Here is a 25,087-nt window from a genome sequence, read left to right on the forward strand (position 1 = left end):
GTGATCTCACGGAAACTCATTTAAGGGGACAGCTTAAAGGATGCTTTACCGGAAATTTTTTGATGATCTAACGTGTATATACACGACGTATAATTATGTGTCGGAGGGTTTGAAGACTCCTCCGGATTCGGACGCGTTTTCACCGGCGACCATACAGGAGATCAGAATATGACCAGAGACGGCGCTGTGATGCGCAGAGAAGGCAACACTGTGGAGCGGTTCTTTCTTTTCGTTACCGCTTATCCCAAGACGGTTTTGCTCCTGTGTTTTCTCGGGATTGCGGCGGCGGGTGCGTTCCTGCCGTCTCTGAAGAAAGACACGACGCCGGACGCCTTCATTGCCGCCGACAATCCGGCGGTGATTTACCGCGACAAGGTGAAAGAGGTCTTCGGCCTGGACGATCCTTTCGTGGTCGCGGTCGTGGATCGGGGCGAAACCGGGATTTACAACAAGGCGGCCCTGGATCTGGTCAGGGACCTTTCCGACAAGCTGGCCGGGCTGCGGAACGTCGATCCCGACCGGGTGACGAGCCTGGCTACGGAAAGCAACATCGTCGGCACCGACGAGGGGATGGAGGTCGACGATTTTTATGAACTCGGAGAAGGGGGCAGTCTGGATCCGGCGGCGCTCAAGGCCGCCATCGACAACTTTCCGCTTTACCAGGGCTCTCTGGTGGCCCGTGACGGCAGTGCGACCCTGATTGTCGCGGAGATCCTCGATCAGGACCTCAGCCAGGCAACCTACGACGAGATGCTGGCGCTGGTGGAGGCCGTGACACTGCCCGAAGGCGTCGAGGTGCATGTGGCGGGTGTCGGCGCGATCTCGGGCTTCCTCGGGACCTACATCGATAACGACGCCAAGCGCCTGAATCCTCTCACAGCCCTTGTCATTACCCTGGTGCTGGTCGTGGCCTTCCGCAGTGTTGCGGGGGCGATCCTGCCAAACCTCATCGTGATGGCCACGGCTGCTGCTGCGCTCGGGTTGATGGCGGCCTTCGGGGTGTCTTTCTTTGTGATTACCAACGGCCTGCTGCCGATCCTGATCGGCATCGCGGTCGCGGATTCGATCCATGTTTTGAGTGAGTATTACGAGCGGGCGGCGGCCCATCCCGAGGAGAGCCGCCGCGATCACATTGTGCAGGCCATGGTCCGAATGTTCCGGCCCATTACCCTGACCACCCTGACGACCATTGCCGGTTTCATGGGGCTTTACATCGGGGCCGAGATGCCGCCGATGCAGTACTTCGGCCTCTTTGCGGCGATCGGGGTGGCCGCCGCGTGGCTCACTACCATCCTGCTGCTGCCGTCTGCCATCACCCTGATTCCGGTGAAGCCGAGCAAGGCCTTCAAACGGAGCAGAGACTCCGACCTTTACGGCCGGGTGATGACCCGCTTCGGTGCTGCCGTCCTGCGCCGGCCTGGCGTGGTGGTGACGATCGTTGCGATGATCGCGGTGGCCGGTGCCTTTGGATCCTCCAGGGTGATCGTCGAAGAGTCCCAGATCGAAAACTTCCAGCGCGACGAAGCGATTTACATCGCCGATCAGGTCATGAACCGGGTTTTCGACGGCACGAATTACATTGACGTGGTGATCGAGACGCCCAATCGGGAGGATCTCTTCAAGCCCGAGAACCTGGCCCGGATCGAGCGGTTTCAGCGCGCCGCCGAGAGCCTGGAAGGTGTGCAGGGATCGACGTCTGTGGTCGACTACATCAAGCAGATGCACAAAGCGGTCAACGAGAACCGTCCGGAGTTCTACAGCATCCCGGACGACGACTTCCTGATCGCGCAGCTGTTCCTGCTCTATTCGACCTCGGCCAATCCGACCGATTTCGAGGAAGAAGTGGACTACGACTATCGGCGCGCCAATGTCCGGCTCAACCTGAACAGCAGTCTCTACCGTGAAAATCGCGAGGTCATCGCAGCGCTGGAAGACACCATCGCGCGGGACTTCACGGACGACGGCATGACCGCCAATCTCTCGGGCCGGGTCTATGTCAATTTCCACTGGCTGAAGACCATCGGCGACAACCACCTGCGCAGCCTGGGCATTTCGCTGGCCCTGGTCTGGCTGATGGCGTCGCTGGTGTTCCGCTCACCGCTCGCGGGCGCCTTCGCGCTCATTCCCGTCCTGATGTCGCTTCTGCTGATCTACGCCGTCATGGGCTTCAGTGGGATCTGGCTTGGGGTCGGGACCTCGATGTTCGCAGCCATCGCCATCGGCCTGGGGATCGACTTTTCCATTCACACCATAGATCGCATGAAGGAGCTTGCTATGAAGGGTCAAGGATCGTTCGACACACGTATCGCACCGCTGTTTCCCTCCACCGGCCGCGCGCTGTTTTTCAACTTCGCGGCCATCGGCCTGGGCTTTATGGTCCTGACCACCAGCGAGGTGCCGCCGCTGCTGAGGTTCGGCATCCTGGTCGGCATTGCGGTCACGGCCTCCTTCATCGCCAGCATGGCCGTGATGCCCGCCCTGGCGAAGCTGCTCAAGCCGCGCTTTATCTGGCCGGCCGGTGAGGTGGAGGGTCTGCCCGCAAGCGGCATGAAGCCTTCTGCCGTGAAAGCCGCGTTGGCCATGGCGGCCGTGACCGGTCTGTCTCTGGCGCTGCTCGGCGGTAAAGCAGAAGCCGCGGAGCTGCCGGACGGTCACGACATTATGCAGAGCGTGGTCGACCGGGACGAGGGGCAGTGGGTCACCCGGACGCTGGTCATGGAGATGACCGACCGCAGTGGGACGACCCGGACGCGCGAGACGGCGACCTTCCGGCGCTACTACGGGGACGAGAAACGCACGGTGATGTTCTACAGATCCCCGACCAACGTGAAGGGGACGGGGTTCCTCACCTATGACTACCCGGAGGCGGACCGGGACGACGACCAGTGGCTCTACCTGCCGGCGCTGCGCAAGGTGCGCCGGATCTCGGCTTCGGACCGGGGCGATTACTTCCTGGGCACCGATCTGACCTACGAGGATATGAAAAAGGAAAACAAGGTGGCGCTGGAGGACTACAGCTTTCAGACCATCGGCCAGGAAGAGGTCGAGGGGCACATGACCTATATCGTCGAGGGCACGCCTGTCAGTCCCGAAGTCGCCAAGGAACTGGGTTACGGGAAAGTAATATGGCGGGTCGATCCTGAGATCTGGATTTCGCGCAAAGCGGAGATGTGGGACGTGAACGGCAATCCGTTGAAGACGCTCCGTTCGCGTGAAATCGAGGCGATCGACGGGATCTGGACCGTGCAGGAGATTCACGTCCAGCATCACAAGACGGGGCATCAGACCCTCTTCCGCTTCAGCGACATCGACTATCAAAGTGAAATCAAAGACAAGGTCTTCAAAACCCGCAATCTGAAGCGGGGGCTGTAAGGGTGTTGCCGGAGCGCCGGTCTCTCTCGCCTTCGGTTGCGGGCCTTATAACGGCTTGCTGCCTGCTGCCGGAGTTGGCAGCAGCGCAGGGCGTGCTCGACGACACGGAGTTTTCGGCGCTCCTGGAAACCCGCTTTGGCTGGGAAACCGAGCGCGACGACCTGCAGTTTGGCGAGGTCATCTTCACACCCGAGGTCAATATGGACCTGGGCGAGCTCCTGCAGCTCAACGGCATCCTGCGGTTTCGCGGTGACAGCGAAGACAGGCTGGAGCCGGGGCGGCCGGAAGAGGACAACCGGGACGCCCTGTCCCGGCGGGCCTTCATCGGTGATGACGTGGATATCGAGCTGCGCGAACTCTACCTGGATATCGATCTGGAAGAGGTTTTCATCCGGCTTGGAAAGCAGCAGGTGGTCTGGGGCGAGGCCGATGGCCTCAAGGTGCTGGACGTGATCAATCCTCAGTCCTTCCGGGAATTCATTCTGCCGGAATTCGAGGATTCCCGCATTCCGCTCTGGAGTTTTAACAGCGAGATCCCGATCGGTGAGGACAGCCTGCTTCAGTTGCTCTGGATTCCGGACCAAACCTATGACGATATCCCCGAGGCCGACGCGGCCTTCGCCTTTACCGCGCCGCGTTTGGTGCCCGCGCTGCCCGCCGGAACGCCGCTGCTGGGCAACGAATTTCGCAGACCCAACTCCTTTGTCGAGGACTCTGATGCCGGCGCACGCTTCACAACCTTCCTGGAGGGCTGGGAGCTCTCGGCCAATTACTTTTTTCATTATAGCGACCGGCCTGTGGTGCGGCGGAGTGTGGAGCCCGGCGGTATCCGTCTCTCCCAGAGCTATGAGCGGACCCACCTGATCGGCGGCAGTTTCAACAATGCCTTCGCGGATTGGGTGTTAAGAGGCGAGGCGGGCTATTCCAGCGATCGCTTTTTCATCACCGAGGAAGCGGACGACCGGGACGGGGTCGTGGAATCGGGGGAAGTGAGCTATGTCCTCGGACTCGACTACCAGGGCTTCAGCGATACGCTTCTCAGCGCGCAGCTCTTTCAGTCACTCATCACGGATTACGACGAGGGAATCGTCCAGGATCAGCTCGAGACCTCCGCGACCTTCCTGCTCGAGCGGAACTTTATGAACGAGACCCTCAAGCTCAGCCTTCTCGTCATTCAGAGTCTCAACCTGGGAGACGGGGTGGCGCAGGCCGAACTGGATTATCAGTTCACCAGCAACGTCAATCTGACGCTCGGCGCCGATATCTTTTACGGCGATGAAGACGGCCTCTATGGGCAGTTCCGCAACCGTGATCGCGTGACCTTCGGCGTAACCGTCGGCTTTTGACCGCCCGCAGCTTGCCCGCGAAAGGGACCAGCGCTTGATCTAGCGCATGGTTGCGCCCGATAGCTCCTCATAAAATATGACAGTTTTATTACAAAATCTTCTTCCGTGATTGTCGTGCGGTCTCCGGGCGCGCAAAGCGGCGCGCAATCGCGGTTGCCATAATCAAAAAACGCATGGGGAGGGGCGGGTGCAGATTACCGAATATCTCAAGATCGAAAAGGCAACGAACCTCAGCCGCACCGAGGCCGGCCGCCTGGGTAGCGCGGTCATCTTTATCGTTGTCGTGATGATCTATACCGGTGCGGCGTTCGCACATATCGAGCAGTCCTACCTGTTGATCGCGGCGGCTGTCATCGGTGCCTACATGGCCTTGAACATCGGCGCGAACGATGTCGCCAATAATGTCGGTCCGGCGGTGGGCTCTTTTGCGCTCAGCCTGACGGGAGCGATCGTAATTGCCGCCATATTCGAGGCCGCCGGCGCCATCATTGCGGGCGGCGATGTAGTCTCGACCGTCAAGAAGGGGATTATCGACCCCGCCGACATCGACAACCCCAATGTCTTCGTTTGGGTCATGATGGGCGCGCTTCTGGGCGCGGCCATCTGGCTGAACGCAGCGACCTGGCTGGGTGCCCCGGTCTCCACCACACATTCGATTGTGGGGGGCGTCATGGGGGCGGGCATCGCGGCGGCCGGCTGGGAAATCGTAAACTGGGACTCCATGGCCAAAATCGCCCTGAGTTGGGTGGTCTCTCCGGTGACCGGCGGGCTGATCGCCGCCGCCTTTCTCTTTACCCTGAAGAAACTGGTTCTCTTCAAAGATGACCCGATCGCCGCGGCGGAACGCGTCGTTCCGGTCATGATTTCCATCATGGCCTGGGCCTTCACGACCTATATCGCGTTGAAGGGTCTTTCAAAGGTCATCAAGGTTTCCTTTCCCTCCGCAGTGATCGCGGGGCTTCTTGTGGCCGTCATCATCTGGCTCATCGTTGCGCCGATGGTCAGGCGCAACGCCCAGCATCTCAGCCCTGACCGCGATGGCGTCAACCGCCTCTTTACGATCCCGCTGATCTGTTCCGCTGCCTTGCTGAGTTTCGCCCATGGTGCGAACGATGTTGCAAATGCGGTCGGGCCGCTGGCGGGTGTGGTCGATGTCCTGACCGCGGGCGAGGGAGGCGGAAAGGTCGCGATCCCGCTCTGGGTCATGGTGATCGGCGCACTGGGCATTTCGATCGGCCTGGCGCTCTTTGGTCCGAAACTGATCCGGACCGTGGGATCCGAGATCACGGAACTGGACCGGGCGCGCGCCTTTTGTATCGCGTTGGCCGCCGCAATCACCGTGATTATTGCCAGTCAACTCGGCATGCCGATCAGCTCCACCCATGTGGCGCTGGGCGCCGTCTTCGGTGTCGGTTTCCTGCGTGAATTCCTGGAACAGCGCATGAGCCGCGTGGTCGAGAACGTGCTCGCGCGCCATCAAGGGCAACCGGACTTCGCTCAGGCGGAGGAGGTGCTGCGGACCTTCCAGAATGCGCCCCCGGAGGACAAGAAGCGCCTGCTGAGCGAGTTGAAGAAAATGGGGCCGGAGGCGGTCATCTCTGCAGCCCAGCGCAAGGAACTGCGCCAGGCCCTCAAAAGACAACTGGTAAAACGTTCGTCACTTCTGAAGATCGTCTCGGCCTGGATTATCACGGTGCCGGTTTCCGCCTGTTTGGCGGCGCTTTTCTACTTCGCGCTAAGGGGTATGATGTTGCCGTGAGGCCTGCATGAACACGATCGCCAAGAAGCTGCTTCTGCCGGTCATCATCATCGTGATGCTGTCCGGCTTCTGGTTCAGTCCCGAGTTCCAGGAGATTGCCGCAGGCGTGGCCATTTTCCTGATCGGCATGCTGATGCTGGAAGACGGTTTCCGTCTTTTCAGCGGTGGATTTCTTGAGCGGATTCTGGAACGCGCCACAAGGTCGGTAACGCGTTCGCTGCTGTTCGGAATTTTTTCGACAACGGTGATGCAGTCGAGCTCTTTGGTCTCGGTGATCACCATCTCTTTCCTGAGTGCCGGCTTGATCTCCCTTCTTGCCGGGGTCGGGATCATCTTCGGTGCCAATCTGGGAACGACGACCGGCGCCTGGCTGGTCGCCGGTTTCGGTATGAAGGTCAATATCGCCGCCTATGCGATGCCACTGCTGGCCGTCGGTGTCGTCCTGGTTTTCCAAAGCTCGAAATACCTGCGCGGCTTCGGATATGTCCTGGCCGGTCTGGGATTCCTGTTCCTCGGAATCCATCATATGAAGGAAGGCTTCGAGACCTTCAGAAGCGCGTTCGACCTGACGCGGCTCGCCCTGACCGGCGTTCTGGGTCTGATGGTTTATACCCTGTTTGGCACGCTGGCGACCGTGGTGATGCAATCCAGCCACGCCACCATGGTCTTGATCATCACCGCGCTCGCCGCCAATCAGATCAGTTACGAAAACGCGTTGGCGCTGGCCATCGGGGCGAATATCGGCACCACCATCACCGCGATCCTGGGGTCACTCACGGCTAATTATCAGGGTAAGCGGCTGGCGCTGGCACATCTTGTATTTAATCTGGTGACTGCCGCCGTCGCTCTGGGATTTATCAGTCCGCTGCGTGAGGCTGTCGAGTTTACCAGCGGCATACTTGGCATCGCCGAGGATGATTTTGCGCTAAAGCTCGCCGTCTTCCACAGCCTCTTCAACAGCCTGGGTATCATTCTGATGCTGCCCTTGCTCGGCCGTCTGATCCTGATGGTTGAACGGGTCATCAAGGCACCGGCATCGGATCTCAGCCAGCCGAGATATCTGACGGAGGCGGTCGATGAATTCCCGGCCACTATCGAAATCGCGATGCAAAAAGAGGTGAAACACCTCTACGACAACGCGGTCGAGCTGATTACGCATGGACTGAACCTGCATAGGCACGAGCTCTTTGCCGCCAAGGATATCGAAGCCCTTGTGGCAAAAAGCCGAAAGCAGGTGGAATTCGATATCGATCAGCGCTACGAATGGCGGATTAAGACGCTTTACTCGGCCATCCTGGACTTCGCCACCCGGGCGAGCAGCAAGGCACTGCCGCAGGAGCTGGTCGCGCGGGTCTATCAGCTGCGCGACGTGGCCGAGCGGACCGTCCGTGCGGTCAAGGCCGTCAAACATCTGCGGCGCAATACCACGCATTATACCATTCGTCCGCAGGGGGCGATCACCGATCTCTACGACGGCCTGAGAACCGATATTGCGCGGATACTGGTCGAGGTCGAACGGCTGGAGCGCGCGGCGCCGGAGAGCCGAAGCCGCCTGTGGCTGGATGACGAGCTTCAGCATGTGGAGATCACCTACAATCAGACCTCCGCACGTATCGAGAGCCTGATTCGCGGCGATCAGATCAGCGCAAAGGTCGCGACCTCCTTTCTGAACGATTCCAACTACGCCTATGACGCTATGCGCGAACTGATCGAAGCGGCCCGCGGCTTTTACGTGGAACGGGACAGCGCGTTGGCCGAGGTGGAACAGATACTGGCGATTGATGACGACGATACCGACAGGGTGGCCTGATCGCGGCCTGTAATACCCCTGTCATAATTCGAGGGCATTCTGTTCGCTCTACTCCGCCAAGCGACGAGAGGAGCGATCGAGCCTTGCTTCAAGAAGGATGTCAAACGATGGCGTTGAGTAAGACAGTTGAAAAACTGGATAAGTATTACGGCCGGCTAAAAAGCGGCAGCGCCAAAAAGATCAAGCCCGCCCATGTCGAAAAGATGATCGACAAGCTCAAAGCGCGTGAGCGGGACTTGAAAGACGAGATTTCAACGACTGAGAAGGAGTCGAAGAGAGAGCGTCTGGAGAGAAAATTACTCAAAACCCGGGATCTGACGGCGAAGGCCAAGTGGCTTTTGAAAGAGATCGGCTGAGTTCTCTATCTAGCGCGCTGTATTCGCCCGATAACTTAAAAGGCCTGCCCCCGCGATCATTCCCATCCCGACCAGAGTGGAAAGCTCCGGCCGTTCCGAAAAAAGCAGAATGCCGAAGAGAGTGGCGAAAATCAGGTAGCTGTAGTCGAAACTCGCGATGACCGCGGGCGGCGCCACCCTGTACGCGGCGGCCAGGCCGAGGCCGATTCCAACCATCAGCGCTGCGAGCACGAAGATCAGAATCCAGCCCTGCGCACCCAGCGATGACAGGTAATGCGACAGGAAAGGTCCGCCGCTCAGATCGCTTTGCCGGTAGTCGAGCGCGGTGATGATGATCCCGGCCGCGAGCAGGCAAAGGTTCAAGGCCAGCGCCATTGAGAGGGGCGACGTCTTCTGGCAATTGGCGCGGGTCAGGACTGCCGCAACGGCGTAGCAAAATCCGGACAGGACCGGTATCAAGACCAGGGGGGCAAACGCTGTTGATCCGGGCTTCAGGAGCACCAGAACGCCGAGAAACCCGAATACGACGGCGCCCCAGCCGGCTCGCGAGACCGGTTCCTTCAAGAAGATCGCGGAAAGCAGAACGATGAACAGCGGGCCCGTGTAAAAGGCTGCTGCAAGCGTTGCTAAGGGCATTAGGGAGATGACCGAATAGAGCAAGACGTACATCAGGGTCAGAAACAGGGCGCGTGCGAGCGGCCAGAGCAAAACCGCGTCGCGCCACTGACCCTGCCAACTCCCCCGTGCAATGACATGCAAAGCCATGAGCACCAGAGCCGAGCGCAGTAAAAACACCTGACCAAGATTGAGATCGGTCGTGCTGTACTTGATGAGCGCGTCCTGACTGGCCATCAAAAAGACCGCGCCCAGGATCAAGAGGCTTCCCGTCCTGGTGTCGGTCGGTTTTTGAGATGGATCCGGCAATGACATAGAGGCGTTCCCGCAGAATGGCACCAGTCTATGCAAGGGTTTATTTTTTATGTATACAAAATATATGAAATATATTTTTCATGAAAAATGAATAATGCTAAGTCACCTGAAAGGCATTGAGGTCTTCCTGGCCGTTGCCAAACACGGCTCCTTCAGCGCCGCCGCGCGGGCGATGGGCGTCGGGGTTCCGGCGATCAGCCAACGCCTCAAAGTGCTTGAGCGAGATCTGGGTGTGTCTCTTCTGACCCGGACCACACGGGCGCTGGATCTGACGCCGGCCGGACGGGTGTTGCTGAGCGGAGCGGGGCCGGCGCTTGAACAGGTTCAGGCTACAATCGAGAGCGCTCGCAGCGCGGGCAAAGCCAAGAGCGGAACCCTGCGGCTGACCATCCCCTGGAGTGCCTACAAGATTCTGGTCGCGCCGGTGCTGGCGGATTTTCAGGCGGCCTACCCGGATATCCGTCTCGAAATGTCGTTTGACGAAGCATTGGTCGATATTGTCCGCGAGGGGTATCACGCCGGTTTCAGGCTGGGAGACCGTTTGGCTGACGGGATGATCGCAACGCGTCTGACCGGGCCTCTCGTGGCGGCCTATACCGCGTCGCCGGACTATTTTAACGAACACGGCCGGCCAGCGCATCCGAAGGATCTCTTATCTCATCGTTGTATCTGTTATCGCTTCGTGAGCGCCAACCGGATTGCCGATTGGCCGTTCCTGATCGATGGACATGAAACCACAATGAGCCCGCCCGCGCGCCTCGTCTTCGACAGCTTTCGTTCTGTCGTCGGGGGCGCGCTGGAAGGGCACGGCATCGGCTGGTCACTACGGGCCGTCGTCGAGGACGCTTTGGCGGACGGCAGGTTGGAGTCCGTGCTGGAGCCCTTCGCGGCGATGCACCCGCCATTTTATGTGTTCTATCCGGAAGAAAACCGTCAGTTGGAACCTCTGCGTCTTTTCATCGCGTTTCTAAAACAGCGGCGAGCCAGCTGACGGACTCTTGTGCCTGCTGGAGCGCGCTCTCTGCGCTCTGGAATGCCTTGAGGGATGTTTGACCGGTAGAATACCAGCCGCGATTGTCTTCTGGGTCCCGCCGGAATTCGTCAAACCCATAGGTTCCGTCAGGCCGTCGGAAAATGTCCACACAGCGCTGTTCTCCGTCCATGTTGATGGAGCGCACAACTCTGTTCGCTTTCGACATTTGCCGGTCCTTACATGAAGTCTTCTACAAAATAGCGGGTTCGCCCGGATTGGCGCCGTGGCTGCTCTCCAGGAAATCCAGGTCGCAGCCCTTGTCGGCCTGTAAAATATGCCGGGTGAAGACCCAGCCGTAGCCGCGCTCGAAGCGGGGTTGCGGCGGAGACCAGGCCGCCTTCCGATCTGCCAGTTCCGCGTCCGAAACCTCCATGTCGATCCGCCGCGCAGGAACGTCGACCGAGACGATATCGCCGGTCCGGATCAGCGCCAGGGGACCACCGATATGGCTTTCCGGCGCGACGTGAAGAATGCAGGCGCCGTAGCTGGTGCCGCTCATGCGCGCGTCGGAAATCCGCAGCATGTCACGCACGCCCTGTTTCAGGAGTTTGGCCGGGATCGGTATCATGCCCCACTCAGGCATGCCGGGGCCGCCCTGGGGGCCTGCGCCGCGCATGACCAGGACCGTATCTTCTGTGACCTCCAACTCCGGGTCGTCGATCCGATCCTTCATCTCGGCATAGGAATCGAAGACGAGGGCCGGGCCGCGGTGTTTCAGGAATTTCGGCGCGCAGGCCGAGGGCTTGATAACGCAGCCGTCGGGCGCGAGATTGCCCTTGAGGACGGCCAGCGCGCCCTCCGCATAGAGCGGGTTATCAAGCGGGCGGATGACATCGTCGTCGTAGACCTCCGCGCCAGCAATATCCTCGCCCAGGGTCGCGCCCGAAACGGTCCGGGCGCCCAGGTCGAGGTGATCGGAGAGGCGCTGCATCAGCGCCCGCAGACCGCCGGCGTAGTAGAAATCCTCCATGAGGTAGCGCTCGCCGGAGGGGCGGATGTTGGCGATGACCGGGATCTTACGGCTGAGCCGGTCAAAGTCACCCAGCCCGATATCGATCTTTGCCCGGCGCGCCTGAGCGATCAGGTGGATAATAGCGTTGGTCGAGCAGCCCATGGCCATGGCCACGGTGATGGCGTTCTCGAACGACGCGCGGGTCAGGATTCTGCTCGGGCGCAGATCAGACTCCACCATGCCGACGATCCGCCGACCGGCGGCGGCGCACATACGGATGTGATTTGAATCCGCCGCGGGGATCGAGGAGGCGCCGGAGAGGGTCATGCCCAGGGCTTCCGTGGTCCCGGTCATGGTGCTGGCGGTGCCCATGGTCATGCAGTGGCCGTAGGAGCGGGCGATCCCGGCTTCGACGCCGGTCCAGTCCTGATCCGAGATGTTCCCCGCACGCTTTTCGTCCCAGTACTTCCAGGCATCGGAGCCGGAGCCCAGGGTCTCGCCGCGCCAGTTGCCGCGCAGCATGGGACCGGCGGGCACATAGATCGCGGGCAGGTCCATGGAGGTTGCACCGAGCAAAAGCCCGGGTGTTGTTTTGTCGCAACCGCCCATGAGCACCGCGCCGTCGACCGGGTGTGAGCGCAACAGCTCCTCGGTCTCCATGGCCAGCAGATTGCGGTAGAGCATGGTGGTCGGCTTGACGAAATTCTCAGAGAGGGAGAGGGCCGGGAGCTCAATGGGAAAACCACCGGCCTGCAATACGCCGCGCTTTACATCCTCGACTCGTGTCTTGAAATGCGCATGACAGGGATTGATGTCCGACCAGGTGTTGAGGATCGCGATCACCGGCCGTCCGGACCAGTCCTCCGGCGCATAACCCATCTGCATGATGCGGGAGCGATGCCCGAAACCGCGCAGATCCTGGGTCTCGAACCAGCGTGCGCTGCGGAGTTTTCGGTCGGTCATAGATGCGAATCCCTGCTTTAGCTTACCTGTGCACTCGTCCCGCCAGCTTTGTTTCCCGGTGCCTGCCTGGCTTTACATCGAAGTTGGCGTGCCTGAGAGATATTATCTCTCAGGCTGTGATTTCCGTTTAAAGTTCCCGCATGGAGAGGGCGCGGAAGCGCTTTTCACTGTTCATCAGATGGCTGCGCATGGCCTCGCGCGCCCGTTCGGAATCCTGCGCACCGATCGCTTCGACGATTTCGCGGTGCTCATCCTGAAGGTGGGTCATCTTGTCGAGCCGCTGAGCCTCGTCGCCGCCGTAACCGCCCTTGACGGTGCGTCCGATCGCCTGGTCGGTCAAAAAATCGAGGAATTCGGTGTAGAAGCGGTTGTTGGTCGCTTCAGCAATGGTGCGGTGCAGTTCGAGATCGTTACTGGCGGCAACTTCGCCTTTGTCCAGCGCGGCTTTCAGGCTGTGATAGGCTTCCCTGATCCGCGCTTCCTGTGCCGGGGAGCGGCGCAAAGCGGCGAGGCCGGCGGCCTCGATCTCGATGCCGCGCCGCAGTTCAAACAGGTCGAGAACCGCAGAAATCTTGGTAAAATTCTCTGAAAGAAAGGGGTTGCGTTCGACGCGCTGCGCGGGATCAAGGGCAAAGACGCCCACCCCATGCCGGATCTCAATCAGGCCGTCGGCACTGAGTTTTGCCAAAGCTTCACGCACGACCGTGCGGCTGACTGCGAAGTCCGCGACCAGATCCTTTTCCCGGGGCAGCTTCTCTCCAGCCTCAAATTCGCCTGACATTATTTTCTCGCGAATGGCGATAGAGACTTTCTCTGTCAGCGTGCTGCGTTTGCCCCGGCCCGATGGCAATTGTGAATCAATGGTCATTCCGTACTTTCACCTTCACGTTCGTCCGGCGGGAGCCGGAGAACGCAGTTTCATTTATTTTTTCTGCGGGCATGACGAGATTTTGGAAATACCCGGGCTGCGGTTCTCGGTCGCATGTACATGTGAAAGAGATAATATCTCTTGATCTGAAAATTACCATGAGATAATAGCACATGACTTGCGATTTAACGCAGAGACGAAAACAGGGAGAAAACCATGGGTATCGGAAAAACTGGCCGCCGCGCTGCAATCGGCACGGTCGTGGCGCTTGCGCTCGCGTTGCCGGCCTTGAGTGCCGCGCCTGCGAAGGCAGCGGACTGGCGGGCGTGGAACATTCACGTCGAAGATTATCCCGTGTCGCACGGCATGGAAGCCTTCATGAAAGACGTCACGGAGAAAACCGACGGGCGCCTGACGGGTAAAATTTTCCACGCCGGTGTGTTGGGTTCGCAGCCCGACGCCATCGAGCAGGTTCGCCTCGGCGCCATCGACTTCGGTGTTTTCAGCCTCGGCCCGATGGGTCAGGCCGTTCCGGAAACCAACGTGGTTTCCCTGCCGTTCATTTTCAAAAGCATCGACCAGATGTACCGCCTGATGGATGGCGAGGCCGGTGAAGCCATCGGTGCGGGCCTTGAGAAGAAGGGCATTGTCGCACTGGGCTGGTACGACGCCGGTGCACGTTCGTTCTACAATTCGAAGAAACCGATCAACGCGCCCGCCGACGTCGAAGGCATGAAGGTCCGGGTCATGAACAACGACCTCTTTGTCGGCATGATCGAGTCTCTGGGTGGAAACGCCACTCCGATGGCTTTCGCGGAAGTCTATCAGTCGCTGAAAACCGGTGTGGTCGATGGTGCGGAAAACAACCCGCCGTCCTATGAATCCACCAACCACTTCGAGGTCGCAAAATTCTATTCGATCTCAGAGCATCTGATCATTCCCGAGTGCCTCTGCATGAGCAAAAAGACCTGGGATGGGCTCTCCGCTGAAGACCAGGCCGTCGTGAAGGCAGCCGGTAAGGCCAGCGCCGATCTGCAGCGTAAGCTGTGGCAGGAGCGTGAGGCCAAGAGCATGGAAGCCGTTCTTGCGGGTGGTACGCAGGTCAACAAGATCGCCGACAAAGCGCCGTTCCAGAACGCCATGTCGGCCGTTTACGACAGTTTCCTCGAGAAGAACCCGGATCTGACCGATCTGGTCAATCTGATCCGGAACGCGGAATAACGCCTCCGACCTGCACTGACTCTGGCCCCGGGGGAACCCGGGGCCAGGATTTTTGCAAAGACTCCGTCACGGCTGATCGGAATCAAGCCTTCCCGATCGCTGTGCCGTAATGCTCTGAAACTCCGTCCCGCTCGGGTCTTGCGCCACCCTGGTCAGCCTCGGATTGACCGAGAGTCTGCGGCCGAGGGGGCAGTAAATCACTGGCAAAGGTCACAAGGTCTTGGAAACGGTCTTACGCGGCGTGTCAGCCGTCACCAGGTGGCTGGGGTTCCTCAGAACAGCCTGCATTTTTTTCAGTTCCTGCGCTCTGGTTGTTCTGGTGGTCATTTTCGGCTGGCTGGTGTTCGGCCGCTATGTACTGAACGTAACTCCGACCTGGGTCGAACAGATGGCGCTGCTGCTGGTCTGTTACATCGCGTTTCTGGGCGCTTCGGCGGGTGTCTACGAGGACACGCACCTGGGCGTGACCTTTTTCCGCAACGCGCTGCGGCCGACGCTGCGCCGGATCGTGCGGGCGATTTGCGATCTCGCGCTGGCGGGGTTCGGGCTGGTGATGTTGTTGTCCAGCATCGAACTGGTGGAGTTCGGCTGGTCGACCATGTTGCCCATGCTGGATATTCCCGAAGGCATACGAACGCTGCCCGCCGCCATTTGCGGCGCGTTAATGCTGCTGTTCTCCGGAACCCGTACCATCGACCAAATTGTTAAGCTGGCCGCCGGTGTGGCGCCGGAAAAAGACGGGACTGACTGAAGATGGGCCTCGCAATTCTTCTCGGCGTTTTTGGTGTCAGCGTCCTGATCGGCATCCCCGTCGCCTTTGCCATGGGGCTTGCCGCCGCCTCCGCCTTCTTTTTCGAGGGCTTCCCGCTGCTGATCACCTTTCAGAGAATCATCTCTGGGATGACGGTCTTTTCGCTGCTGGCGATCCCCTTCTTCATCTTCGCCGGTGAGCTGATGCTGCACGGCGGGATCGCGGTCCGGCTGGTGCGCTTTTCCTCGGCCTTGATCGGGCATATCCGCGGCGGGCTGGCGTCGGTGAATATCTTCTCCAGTATGCTCTTCGGCGGGATTTCCGGTTCGGCCATCGCGGATATTTCCGCGCTGGGTTCGATCCTGATCCCGGTGATGAAGGAGAAAGGCTACAAGGGCGACTATGCGGTGAACGTCACCGTAACCTCCTCGATCGCGGGTATCGTGATCCCGCCCAGCCACAATATGATCATCTATTCGGTGGCGGCCGGCGGCGGTATTTCGATCTCCAAGCTCTTTCTGGCAGGTGTGGTGCCCGGGATCCTGATGTGTATCTGCCTGGCGGTGGCGGCCTATGTTGTCGCGGTCAGACACAACTATCCCGCCGAGGCCTTCCCGGGCTGGAAGGTGGTCCTCTATTCCGCGGCCAACGCCATACCCGGTCTGATCACAGCCATCATCATCGTCGGCGGCGTGCTCTCCGGGATCTTTACCGTGACCGAATCAGGCGCCTTCGGGGCCATCTACGCCTTTGTCATTACCGCGATCGTCTACCGCTCCTTGAGCTGGGCAGACTTCGTGACGGCGGTGACGAACGCGGTGCGCACGACGTCCATGGTCATGATCCTGATCGGCTGCGCCAGCGCCTTTGCTTACCTGCTGGCGCTCTATCAGGTGCCGGCTCTGCTCAGTGACCTGCTGACCACGATCTCGGAAAATCCCATCGTCATCCTGCTGATGATCAATCTGATGCTCCTCATGCTCGGGATGATCATGGATATGGCGGCTTTGATCCTGATCTGCACACCGATTTTCCTGCCCATCGCGACGGGCATCGGCATGGACCCGATACAGTTCGGCATCATGATGCTGATCAACCTGGGACTGGGGCTCTGCACACCGCCGGTGGGATCCTGCCTCTTTGTCGGCTGTGCGGTCGGGAAGGTGCCGATCGAGGAAGCGGTGAAAACGATCTGGCCGTTCTATCTGGCGATTTTTGCCGCCCTGATGCTGGTGACCTATGTGCCCGCGGTTTCTCTGACACTGCCGGGTCTGATCAACTGAGCCATGTGCCGGTCCTGAGATAAAAACCAAAAGAGGAAACCGATGAGCGGTTTCCCAAGAAGAGGGGGCGTTGTTACCGCCATGACCCATAAGATTCTATCCGACGCGACCCTGGCTGCTTACCGCGGTGCCTCGACGGCCAGTCTCTGCACGCTGCTCTATAAACGCGGCCTGCGGAAGTGCTTTGTCGAGGGCGTGTCCCGCTTGAACAGGGCGCCGATCCATCTGGTCGGCCAGGCTTATACCCTGCGCTACATTCCCTCGCGCGAGGATCTGAACGGCATCGAGGTCTTCCGCGATCCGAAGCATCCGCAGCGGGTGGCCGTGGAAGCCGTCCCGGCCGGCCATGTCCTGGTGATGGATTGCCGGGGCGACGCCACGGCAGCATCCGCCGGGGCGATCCTGACCAAACGCCTGGAGGTGCGGGGCTGCGCGGGCTTGGTGACGGATGGCGGGTTGCGCGATGCGGAGACCATCGCCGGCCTGGAGATCCCGTCCTTCTGCGCCCGGCCGTCCGCGCCGACCAATCTGACCAGGCATCATGCCATCGATCTGAACGTTCCGATCGGCTGCGGCGGAGCGCCTGTCTTCCCCGGCGACCTGATGGTGGGCGACGGCGACGGCGTCGTGGTGGTTCCGCTTCATCTGGCGGAGGAAATCGCGGAAGAACTCACCCAGATGGAAGCCTTCGAGGACTATGTCTTCGAACAGGTTTCGGCGGGTGAGAGCATCATCGGACTTTACCCGCCGAACGAAGAGACCCTGAAACGCTATGCCGCCCGCGCGCCCAAGTCCGGTGCCGAAATCAAAACCGGCGAGACGACGTAACGCCTCCGGGACGTATAGCTGTTCGCGCTTCGGTGCGGGGAGTCTCTGTCGAATGCTGGAATGGCTTAAGCTGGCATCGCTCCACATCTCGGCTGCGCCTCTGCGGCCTGAATTGAACATTTGCATCCAGACGCGACCGCTTGATGCAAATCTGCACTACCCTGTTGCATAATTATAAGTTCACATATAAATTAATCATCAGTATACTAATAATTATTGATGCTAATGAATCATCAGCTTTTCAGGGTGGTCCAGGTAGCTTCAGAGCGCAATTACGCTCATTCGGTTTCTCATACCGAACTCTGAGACCGGGGTGCGCCGCTTCGCTTAAAGGCCGAGTTCACAGCTCGGCAGAAGCAGCGTAGACATCAAACAGAACGAGACAGCAGTACAGGATCGGCGTTGACGACTTCGGTTAGTGGGCCCGCGCTCCCGATGCAGTGCGCCCGGGGACTCGCGTTGCCCTCTAAGCAATGAGGCAGAGCTGAATCCCGCTTTTCTCTGGCACCGCTTTTCTCTGGCAGAGTGAAACGGCATCGGACTCTCCGCACTTTTGACGAGGGCAAAATGTCTGATACGAGCAACAGGGACGACGATACTCCGATTTCTGTGACGGTCCCACCGGTCCGGCCGACCGGGTCAGGGACTGGCCGCGGGACCGGCCCAGGCGTCGGTCGGGGGAGCGACACTTTCACCAGCACCCGGCGCTCACAGGATGATGAAGAGGGCGTGCGTGAGGATCTGCGAGACCGGTCCGAGATCGAGCGTCTACGGGCGCTCCGCCGGGGCGAAGGGGTCGAAGTCTCGCCGCCGGCCATCGACCGCTTGATTGCGGAGCGGACCTTTGCGGCGGGTGCGGTCTTTCGCAGGATCGGACAGTTCAATGACGAGTTGGGCGACTTCTTTGCCGGTGTTCGCCCAACCCTGCCTCCGAGGCTGCGGGGTGAGCTTTTAAACCCGGACGGCAGTCCGGCGAAGCAAATCCTGATCGAGGTCCTGCGTCCCGAGTATCGTGACTCCGAAGGGGTGGGTGAAGTCTCCTGGGCTGCCCGCAAGGCGGTGAGCGACGCACGCGGTGTTTTTTCGATCGACCTGTCGCCGGCGCCTGTGCCGCAGGATGGTCTGGTTCTGCGCCTGCGTGGCCAGAATGCGACAATCGATCATGACGTCGCACGGATCGACGCCCTGGACGGCGATATCGGACTGACGATCCTTGATAGGACACTGATCGCTTTGCAGCGGTCCGTTGTTTCTGAACTGACAGACCTCGTGCCCGTTGATGAAACCGATGCCGCTGAGAACCCCGATGATTTTCAGACACGCCAGCCGCCGCTCGTTCTGGGCGAGGGTGACTGCGCGTCCGAGTATGCGACGGAAGGGGGAACCGTCTCGCGTTACCGTTATTCGGTGCTTTTCAGGCTGATTGATCCTTTGCTGGGTCCGAAGCTCGTCACCCGCGACCGGCGGGTCGGATCGACGACCGTACCCTCGACCATTCCCTCGACCGGGCTGGTGAACGCAGGTTTTTCAGCGACTGACGTGGTGGCGGCCCTGGGAGCAGGTGGCGGCGACTGGAACTTTCGTGACCGCTTGCCGATCGAGGAGCCGGTCGATGTCGATGAATTCTTCGAAGATGTCACGCGCGACCCCGAACGCGTGCCCAAGGCAGCCACACTGGGCCTCGGCTATGTCACCAAGATGCGCGTGGTCATGGTCAACCAGGGGCTCTCGCTTGGAAAACTCGTTTACTCCTTGCCACTGGCGCCGGGCGAAGAGCAGCAGGTCGCGGTTTTCGAGCAGGACGAACGCCTGAGTGTGCGCGATCGGGAAAGCCTGACGCTGGAGGAGCGGCAAAAGTTCGAAGAGAGCAAGGACACCTCGCTGGACGCCACGGTCTCGACAGCCTTTGATGAAATGATCCATGGGGACAGTAAATTCGATACGGAAACCGACACCACGACCAAGGGCAGGAGTGGCGGTTTCGGTCTCGGTGTCGGGGGCCGGATCGGCAAGGTCTTCGGCTCTATCACGGGAGGATTCAGCGGTAACTTCGGCAATACCGAGAGTTCTTCCAGCGGATCGGCCAGCAGCAACCAGAACACCTCCCGCGATTTTCTGTCCGAAACGCACGAGAATTTTTCTTCGGCCGTCGAACGTTCGGCGAGCCTTAAGCGGCGCGCGACCCGAACCGGCGTCCGCCTGGCAAACGCAAGCGACCGGCAAAGCGCGACAACCAAATTCATCGCCAACCGGAACCATTGTCATGCGCTGACCATGCAGTGGTTCCAGGTTCTGCGCGACTACACGATCGACACCAGGGTCGAAGGCGTGCAACTGGTCTGTTTTGTACCGCTGCAGTTGATCCACTTCACGCGCGCCGTCTTCAACTTTCCGACTTTGCCGGAAAATGCGACACGCGGGGTCCTGCTGGACCGTTACAACATGATCCTGCGTTATGCCGATGTTCTGCGGCGGGAATTCCGGGGGCGCAGACGCTATCGCCGGGCACTGGGGCTTCTGGAAGACTTCGCGGCCGATCCGGAAATGGATCCGCAAGGCGCATCGCCTATTGCGCAGGACGTGGTGCGCTTTCGGGTTGACGGCGCGTTCATGCCCAACGATGACATCTCGGTCGCTGTCGTGACCAAGGATGGCGACCGTATCGGCCCGGTCCGTATATCGGGCACGCCCATCGATATCGACCTGGGCGGGGCGCGCAAGGCCCGGGACCGAGAGCAACTGATCGCCTTTTTGCGCACGGCACGATCCACCGGTTCCGTCGAGTATTCCGGAGCCGTGGCACTGCCCCAATCCATCGACCGTTCGGACATTGCCCGGGTCGAGATCCGCCGCCGCACCGGTAGCTTCGCCTATCGTTTCGATGGCGGGGACGACGCGCCGAGACTGGATGAGATCGTCTCCGATCTCATTAAGAACGATAAGGACAAGGACGAGGTCGACCTGGCGGCGGCGGCCCGCGCGATTGACCGTCTGCTAAGCACCTCCTTAAGCGGCAGCGAGTTCGATGACCTGATCGGTGCGCCTCAACTTACCGACGTGGACGTCATCATCAACGAGGGGCTTGCCGATCAGGAAACCATCGTCGGTGTCGACTACGAAACCACTCTGCCACCGGTGCTGCCGATCCCGGTTGCAAATATCGCCTCTATTTTGTCCCGTCGTGATCTGCGCCTGATCGAAGACATGTACCAGCATGTGATCCGCAACACGGTCTCCTATTCCAAAGCCGTCTGGAGCAGCATGACAGAGGAAGAGCGGGCCATCCTGCTTGAGCGCTTCACGCTAGGCGTACCGGAAGGCGGCCTGGAAGACGCGAGTTCCGAGATCCCCCTGCTTTCCGCGGTGGCCAACAAGGTTCTGGGGTTCTACGGGAACATGATGATCATGCCCTTCCATATTCCGGCCCGGCTGGCGGAGGAGATGGAGGTCAGTACGGGAGACATTCAGGACGCGATCCTGCGCTTCCACCGGGAAGGATTCCGTCCGCCCAACCGCCAGATTTCCCTGCCGACCAGGGGACTCCTGGGGGAAGCGGTCCTGGGGCGTTGCAATGCCTGCGAAACGATCGATCACCGCCGGTTCTGGAATTGGCAGGATTCACCTACACCGCCGCCGGTCTCGGCGACACCAAGCTTCCCGCAGGGCGGGGGCGATGTCTTCTCAGCAAGCGCGCCGGCGAGTCTCCTGACCAATCCGCCTGCCACGAACCTCACCATCGCGGGCGGCGATGTGAACCCATCCGCGGCCGGAACCTCCGCTCTTGCCGAGATCTTGAAGGCGGCGCCGGAGCTGGCAAAAGGCGGTGCCAATCTGACCGGCCTGGCGGAACTGCAGAAGCAGCTTCAGGCCGAAACCCAGGCCGCCGCGACCGGCCGTGACAAGGCGATCGATGCGAGCACGGATCTGACCAAGGACCTGGTCGGCAAGGCCGTTGCGCTTGCCACTGCCTCGAAAGCGGCGACCGCTGCGGAGGACAAGAAGAAAGAGGCCTCAGACGCGGCCGCCAAAAAGAAGGCGGAAGCAGACGCTGCGGCGAAAGCCAAACAGGAGAAGGCCGCTGCCGACGCGGAGAAGGCTGCTTTCAAAAAAGCTGTTGCCGAGTTGGCCAAGAACGCACCGGCTATCAGTGCGCTGGGCGGGGATCATGAAGACCCCGGTCACTTTGCCCGTCACGTACTCGCAGGCCTGCCCGGCGGGACAGGTTTACTCTTCCATCCAAGTAATGTGTTGCAGGCTGCGATTTTATCTTCGGCCTTCACGCAGGCCAGGAACGATGCCGACGTTGCAAGCAATATCGAGATCGGCAGCCAGGCCTTCATAACTGAGCTCAATAGCATCGAGTTTTCATTCGGTGACGGTGAGGTCATTAACCCCCAGCCGGACAATGAAGAGGATGAAGAGGAGGATGTGTGATGGACGAACAACAGCCTGATGACGCGATCGACAGCGATCTGGTGAAGGCCATTATCGGGATTTTGGAATCCACCAACTCACCGGCGATCCAGCGTTCCCGCGAAGTGATCGCCCATCGCCTGGCGATCTCCGGTGATATCGCGCCCTCCCGCATTCCGCCACCGCGCAACATCACGGAAATCGGGGGATACATCAATCTGCTCACGGAGTATGAGCAGGAGGAGCAGCGGTCGCGCATGCTGGCCGCGGCGCTCGGAATCGCCGGGCCCCGGGTGAACCTGCCGCAGCCTGGCGTCTTTCCGCCTTTGAGTTTTGCAGTGCGGGAACAAGTCCGTCCGGAAGGACCGGCACAGGCGACCTTGCCGCTGAGTTTCTCCATGCGGTCAGATTTTATCGGCGCCTTCGACCAGGCATTGGCGACTGTCGCTGAGTCGGGGGCGGCCTTGCCCGTTCTCTCGCCTCTTCGGGTGCTGCCGGCGCTCGGGTCCGCTTTGCCCGGCGCAAACGCACAGCTCGATCTGATCGGCCGCAGCCTCCTGCTCGCGCCGACCGCTGCTCTCGGCGATCCGGCAAGCGATGCTCTGTCCTTTTCCCGGCGGGCGGCGGAGGGCGGTTTCATGGTTCTGGCGCGCGTCTTCAACGAAGCAGCACCGGACGCCGCGGCCATCGCGGCGGAAGACTGGATTTCCTGGGCCTGCACCGCGACCGAGTGCGAGGAGGTCGAGACCAACGATGCCCGCCTCGAGGTCACGCCGATCCTGAACGCGGCGGGCTGGTATCAGCCGGAGGTGCCGGACAATCCGACCACCTCAACGGCGCCGGGAAACTGGAACCGATGGATAAACGTCACCGGGCTCGTCCCGGGGCAGACAACACTGGGCGAGGAACTGCATGCGCTCTATGCCGGCGATCAGATCCTGGCTTCCTCGCTGCGTGACGCGCTGGAACTGGTTTGGGATGGCTCAGCCTTCACCTGAAGGGCCGCTTTCTAGAGTGTTGCCGCGCAGTCGCGGATGACATCGTAGGCGGAAAGAACGTCTTGCTCGGTGGTTTCGAACTGTCCCGCCTGAAAGCGGATTGCCAGCTGTCCATCGACGCGTGTCTGGGTCAGGTAAATCCGGCCGTCGTCATTGATGGCATTGACGAGACGCTGATTGAGTTCATCGAGATCCCGCGTGCCGGTCGGGACGTAGCGGAAGGAGAAGAGCGACAGCATGGGGGCGGTGACAAGCTCGAAGTCCGGCGTTTCCGCAATCTTTTGTGCCAGATGCTCCGACCAGAGGACGTGATTGCGGATCATGGTCCGGAGACCCTCCAGGCCGTGGGCGCGGATCAGGAACCAGAGTTTCAGGGCGCGGAAGCGCCGCCCCAGCGGGATCGACCATTCTGAGTAATTGATCACATGGTCCTTGCCATGGGTTTTGAGGTACTCCGGCTGGATGGCCAGGGTCTTGACCAGGCTGTCGGGGTCTTGCAGGAAATGCGCCGAGCAGTCGAAGCTCGCGCCTAGCCATTTGTGCGGGTTGAAGACGATGGAATCCGCGTCTTCGACGCCTTGCCAGAAATGACGGTATTCGGGGCAGATCATCGCCGAGCCCGCCCAGGCCGCATCAACGTGGACATAGAGACCGTATTTCCGGGCCACCGCGCAGACCGCCGCGACGTCATCGGTGCTGCCCACACTGGTGCCGCCAACGCAGGCAATGATCCCCGCCGGGTTGAGGCCGGCATTCTTGTCACGCCGGATCGCCGCTTCAAGAGCCGTGGTATCCATGGCGCGTTGCGCGCCCGAGACCGGAATGCGAACGAGATTCTCCTCACCGATCCCTGAAATCCAGATCGCGCGGTCGACGGAGCTGTGTACCTCATTTGAGGTATAGACCCGGACGGCGGGATGTCCGGCGAGACCCTTCTTATTGCCTTCCCAATCCAAGGCACGCTCCCGCATGGTCAGCACCGCGGCCAGGGTCGCAGAGGAAGCGGAATCCTGGATCACACCGCTGAAACCTTCCGGCAGGCTCAGCGCTTGGCGCAGCCAATCCAGAACCACTGTTTCCAGCTCGGTCGCCGCCGGGGAGGTTTGCCACAGCATGCATTGTGCCCCCATGGCGGTGACCAGGTACTCGGCGATCACGGAAACCTGCGCCGCGTTGGCCGGGAAGTAGGCAAAGAAGCGCGGATGCTGCCAATGAGTCATGCCCGGCATGATGCACCGCTCGAAATCCGCGAAGATGGCCTCCATCTGCTCAGGCGCTTCAGGCGGTGTCTTGGCAATCTGTGCTGTGACCTCGCCTGGTGCGCTGCGGGAACGGACGGGCCGTTCGCCCAGGGTCTCGCGGTAATCGGCCCCCCAATCCGCGGCGGTGCGCGACCATTTTCGGAAGTCATCTTCGTTCACGTCGTATTCCTCGAAGTTTGGGGAGCATGCGGTGTGTCGCGTTCCGCTTCCCTGGAGATGAGGGTATTGCTTTCAGGTTTCTGCTGCACACAGTTTTCTCTTTAACCCGGCACCGGAGGAAATTAGAAAGGTTGAAGATAGCGGCCTTGTGTGGGTTTGAACTCCACATCGGAGCCAGTCATCCTCAGTCTCTTTAATAGAGCAGGTAGCTATGCAGCTTACGATCCGAAAAGACGACTTATCGGGCGAATTCATTGCCCAACTTCTCCAAAAACACTTGGATTTTACTGCCGGAGAATCGCCGCCGGAGAGTAGCCATGCGCTGGATCTTGAGGCGTTGCGCGCGCCCGATATTACCTTCTGGTGCGCCTGGGACGGGGACTCGCTTTTGGGTTGCGTGGCGCTGAAGGATCTGGGCGTGACTGACGGTGTTGCGCCGGGTGGCGCGCGGCACGGCGAGGTCAAATCCATGCACACGGCGGAAGCTGCGCGGGGCCGGGGTGTGGCGCGCGCCCTGATGGAGCATCTGATGGCCGAGGCGCGGCGTCTGGGTTACGCGCGGCTCAGCCTGGAGACCGGATCGATGGAGTCCTTTGCCGCGGCGCGGAGACTGTATGCCAGATTCGGTTTCGAAACCTGTGCGCCCTTCGGGGACTACGTTCTCGACCCCCATAGCGAATTTATGACCATCGAGTTGGCGGCCTGATTGATTGCGCTGCGATGGCGCAGTTCTTCTGACGATCATTTCGTGTCCCAATTGACCGAGTGGCTTGTCCGCAATAC

17 protein-coding genes are annotated in these 25,087 nt (G+C 60.2%); 13 read left to right on the forward strand and 4 right to left on the reverse strand.

The annotated features are described in order from the left end of the window. Positions 1 to 168 precede the first annotated feature (168 nt). The 5 genes from FKG95_RS08335 (at position 169) to FKG95_RS08355 (ending at position 8,643) form a co-directional block, all read left to right on the forward strand. The gene (locus FKG95_RS08335) at positions 169 to 3,372 is read left to right on the forward strand and encodes an efflux RND transporter permease subunit (RefSeq protein ID WP_142895848.1); all 3,204 of its coding nucleotides are present in this window, start codon (positions 169 to 171) and stop codon (positions 3,370 to 3,372) included. Between the two features lie 2 nt (positions 3,373 to 3,374). After that, a complete protein-coding gene (locus FKG95_RS08340; protein WP_142895849.1) occupies positions 3,375 to 4,718 on the forward strand; it encodes a DUF1302 family protein in 1,344 nt (447 codons plus the stop codon). A gap of 187 nt (positions 4,719 to 4,905) precedes the next feature. Continuing rightward, a complete protein-coding gene (locus FKG95_RS08345) occupies positions 4,906 to 6,477 on the forward strand; it encodes an inorganic phosphate transporter (RefSeq protein WP_179953989.1) in 1,572 nt (523 codons plus the stop codon). A gap of 7 nt (positions 6,478 to 6,484) precedes the next feature. Beyond that, on the forward strand, positions 6,485 to 8,287 hold the full coding sequence (locus tag FKG95_RS08350; RefSeq protein WP_142895850.1) for a Na/Pi cotransporter family protein: 1,803 nt from the start codon (positions 6,485 to 6,487) through the stop codon (positions 8,285 to 8,287). A 107-nt stretch (positions 8,288 to 8,394) separates the two neighbouring features. After that, positions 8,395 to 8,643: a hypothetical protein gene (locus tag FKG95_RS08355; protein ID WP_142895851.1), complete on the forward strand. Its 249-nt coding sequence runs from the start codon at positions 8,395 to 8,397 to the stop codon at positions 8,641 to 8,643. Between the two features lie 9 nt (positions 8,644 to 8,652). Here FKG95_RS08355 and FKG95_RS08360 read toward each other — a convergent pair whose 3' ends face one another. Continuing rightward, entirely contained in the window at positions 8,653 to 9,573 is a 921-nt protein-coding gene (locus tag FKG95_RS08360) for a DMT family transporter (protein ID WP_142895852.1), read from the reverse strand. A gap of 94 nt (positions 9,574 to 9,667) precedes the next feature. Here FKG95_RS08360 and FKG95_RS08365 point away from each other — a divergent pair, with 94 nt between their 5' ends. Then, a complete protein-coding gene (locus tag FKG95_RS08365; RefSeq protein WP_142895853.1) occupies positions 9,668 to 10,564 on the forward strand; it encodes a LysR substrate-binding domain-containing protein in 897 nt (298 codons plus the stop codon). A gap of 232 nt (positions 10,565 to 10,796) precedes the next feature. Here FKG95_RS08365 and araD read toward each other — a convergent pair whose 3' ends face one another. Continuing rightward, the gene (araD, locus tag FKG95_RS08375) at positions 10,797 to 12,521 is read right to left on the reverse strand and encodes an L-arabinonate dehydratase (protein WP_142895855.1); all 1,725 of its coding nucleotides are present in this window, start codon (positions 12,519 to 12,521) and stop codon (positions 10,797 to 10,799) included. Positions 12,522 to 12,648: 127 nt separating this feature from the next. Continuing rightward, positions 12,649 to 13,389 (reverse strand): FadR/GntR family transcriptional regulator, encoded by a 741-nt coding sequence (locus tag FKG95_RS08380; protein WP_142895856.1) that lies wholly within the window; start codon positions 13,387 to 13,389, stop codon positions 12,649 to 12,651. Between the two features lie 216 nt (positions 13,390 to 13,605). Here FKG95_RS08380 and FKG95_RS08385 point away from each other — a divergent pair, with 216 nt between their 5' ends. The 6 genes from FKG95_RS08385 (at position 13,606) to FKG95_RS08410 (ending at position 22,883) form a co-directional block, all read left to right on the forward strand. Next, positions 13,606 to 14,610 carry a TRAP transporter substrate-binding protein gene (locus FKG95_RS08385; RefSeq protein WP_142895857.1) on the forward strand — a complete coding sequence of 335 codons (1,005 nt, stop codon included), beginning with the start codon at positions 13,606 to 13,608 and terminating at the stop codon, positions 14,608 to 14,610. A gap of 220 nt (positions 14,611 to 14,830) precedes the next feature. Continuing rightward, positions 14,831 to 15,361 (forward strand): TRAP transporter small permease, encoded by a 531-nt coding sequence (locus tag FKG95_RS08390; RefSeq protein ID WP_218940114.1) that lies wholly within the window; start codon positions 14,831 to 14,833, stop codon positions 15,359 to 15,361. Positions 15,362 to 15,363: 2 nt separating this feature from the next. Continuing rightward, positions 15,364 to 16,644: a TRAP transporter large permease gene (locus FKG95_RS08395; RefSeq protein WP_142895859.1), complete on the forward strand. Its 1,281-nt coding sequence runs from the start codon at positions 15,364 to 15,366 to the stop codon at positions 16,642 to 16,644. An 81-nt stretch (positions 16,645 to 16,725) separates the two neighbouring features. After that, positions 16,726 to 17,472, forward strand: a complete 747-nt coding sequence (locus FKG95_RS08400) for a ribonuclease activity regulator RraA (protein WP_142895860.1) — start codon at positions 16,726 to 16,728, stop codon at positions 17,470 to 17,472. 567 nt (positions 17,473 to 18,039) lie between these two features. Beyond that, positions 18,040 to 21,906 carry a hypothetical protein gene (locus FKG95_RS08405; RefSeq protein ID WP_142895861.1) on the forward strand — a complete coding sequence of 1,289 codons (3,867 nt, stop codon included), beginning with the start codon at positions 18,040 to 18,042 and terminating at the stop codon, positions 21,904 to 21,906. Then, a complete protein-coding gene (locus tag FKG95_RS08410; protein ID WP_142895862.1) occupies positions 21,906 to 22,883 on the forward strand; it encodes a hypothetical protein in 978 nt (325 codons plus the stop codon). Before FKG95_RS08405 ends, FKG95_RS08410 begins: the two co-directional genes overlap by 1 nt. A gap of 11 nt (positions 22,884 to 22,894) precedes the next feature. Here the strand turns inward: FKG95_RS08410 and FKG95_RS08415 are convergent, their stop codons facing one another. Next, entirely contained in the window at positions 22,895 to 24,304 is a 1,410-nt protein-coding gene (locus FKG95_RS08415) for a pyridoxal phosphate-dependent decarboxylase family protein (RefSeq protein WP_142895863.1), read from the reverse strand. Between the two features lie 211 nt (positions 24,305 to 24,515). Between FKG95_RS08415 and FKG95_RS08420 the strand changes: the two genes are divergently transcribed. Beyond that, positions 24,516 to 25,010 carry a GNAT family N-acetyltransferase gene (locus FKG95_RS08420; RefSeq protein ID WP_142895864.1) on the forward strand — a complete coding sequence of 165 codons (495 nt, stop codon included), beginning with the start codon at positions 24,516 to 24,518 and terminating at the stop codon, positions 25,008 to 25,010. Positions 25,011 to 25,087: the final 77 nt, after the last annotated feature.

The sequence above is a fragment of the Denitrobaculum tricleocarpae genome (assembly GCF_007004665.1).
Lineage (GTDB): Bacteria > Pseudomonadota > Alphaproteobacteria > Kiloniellales > Kiloniellaceae > Denitrobaculum > Denitrobaculum tricleocarpae.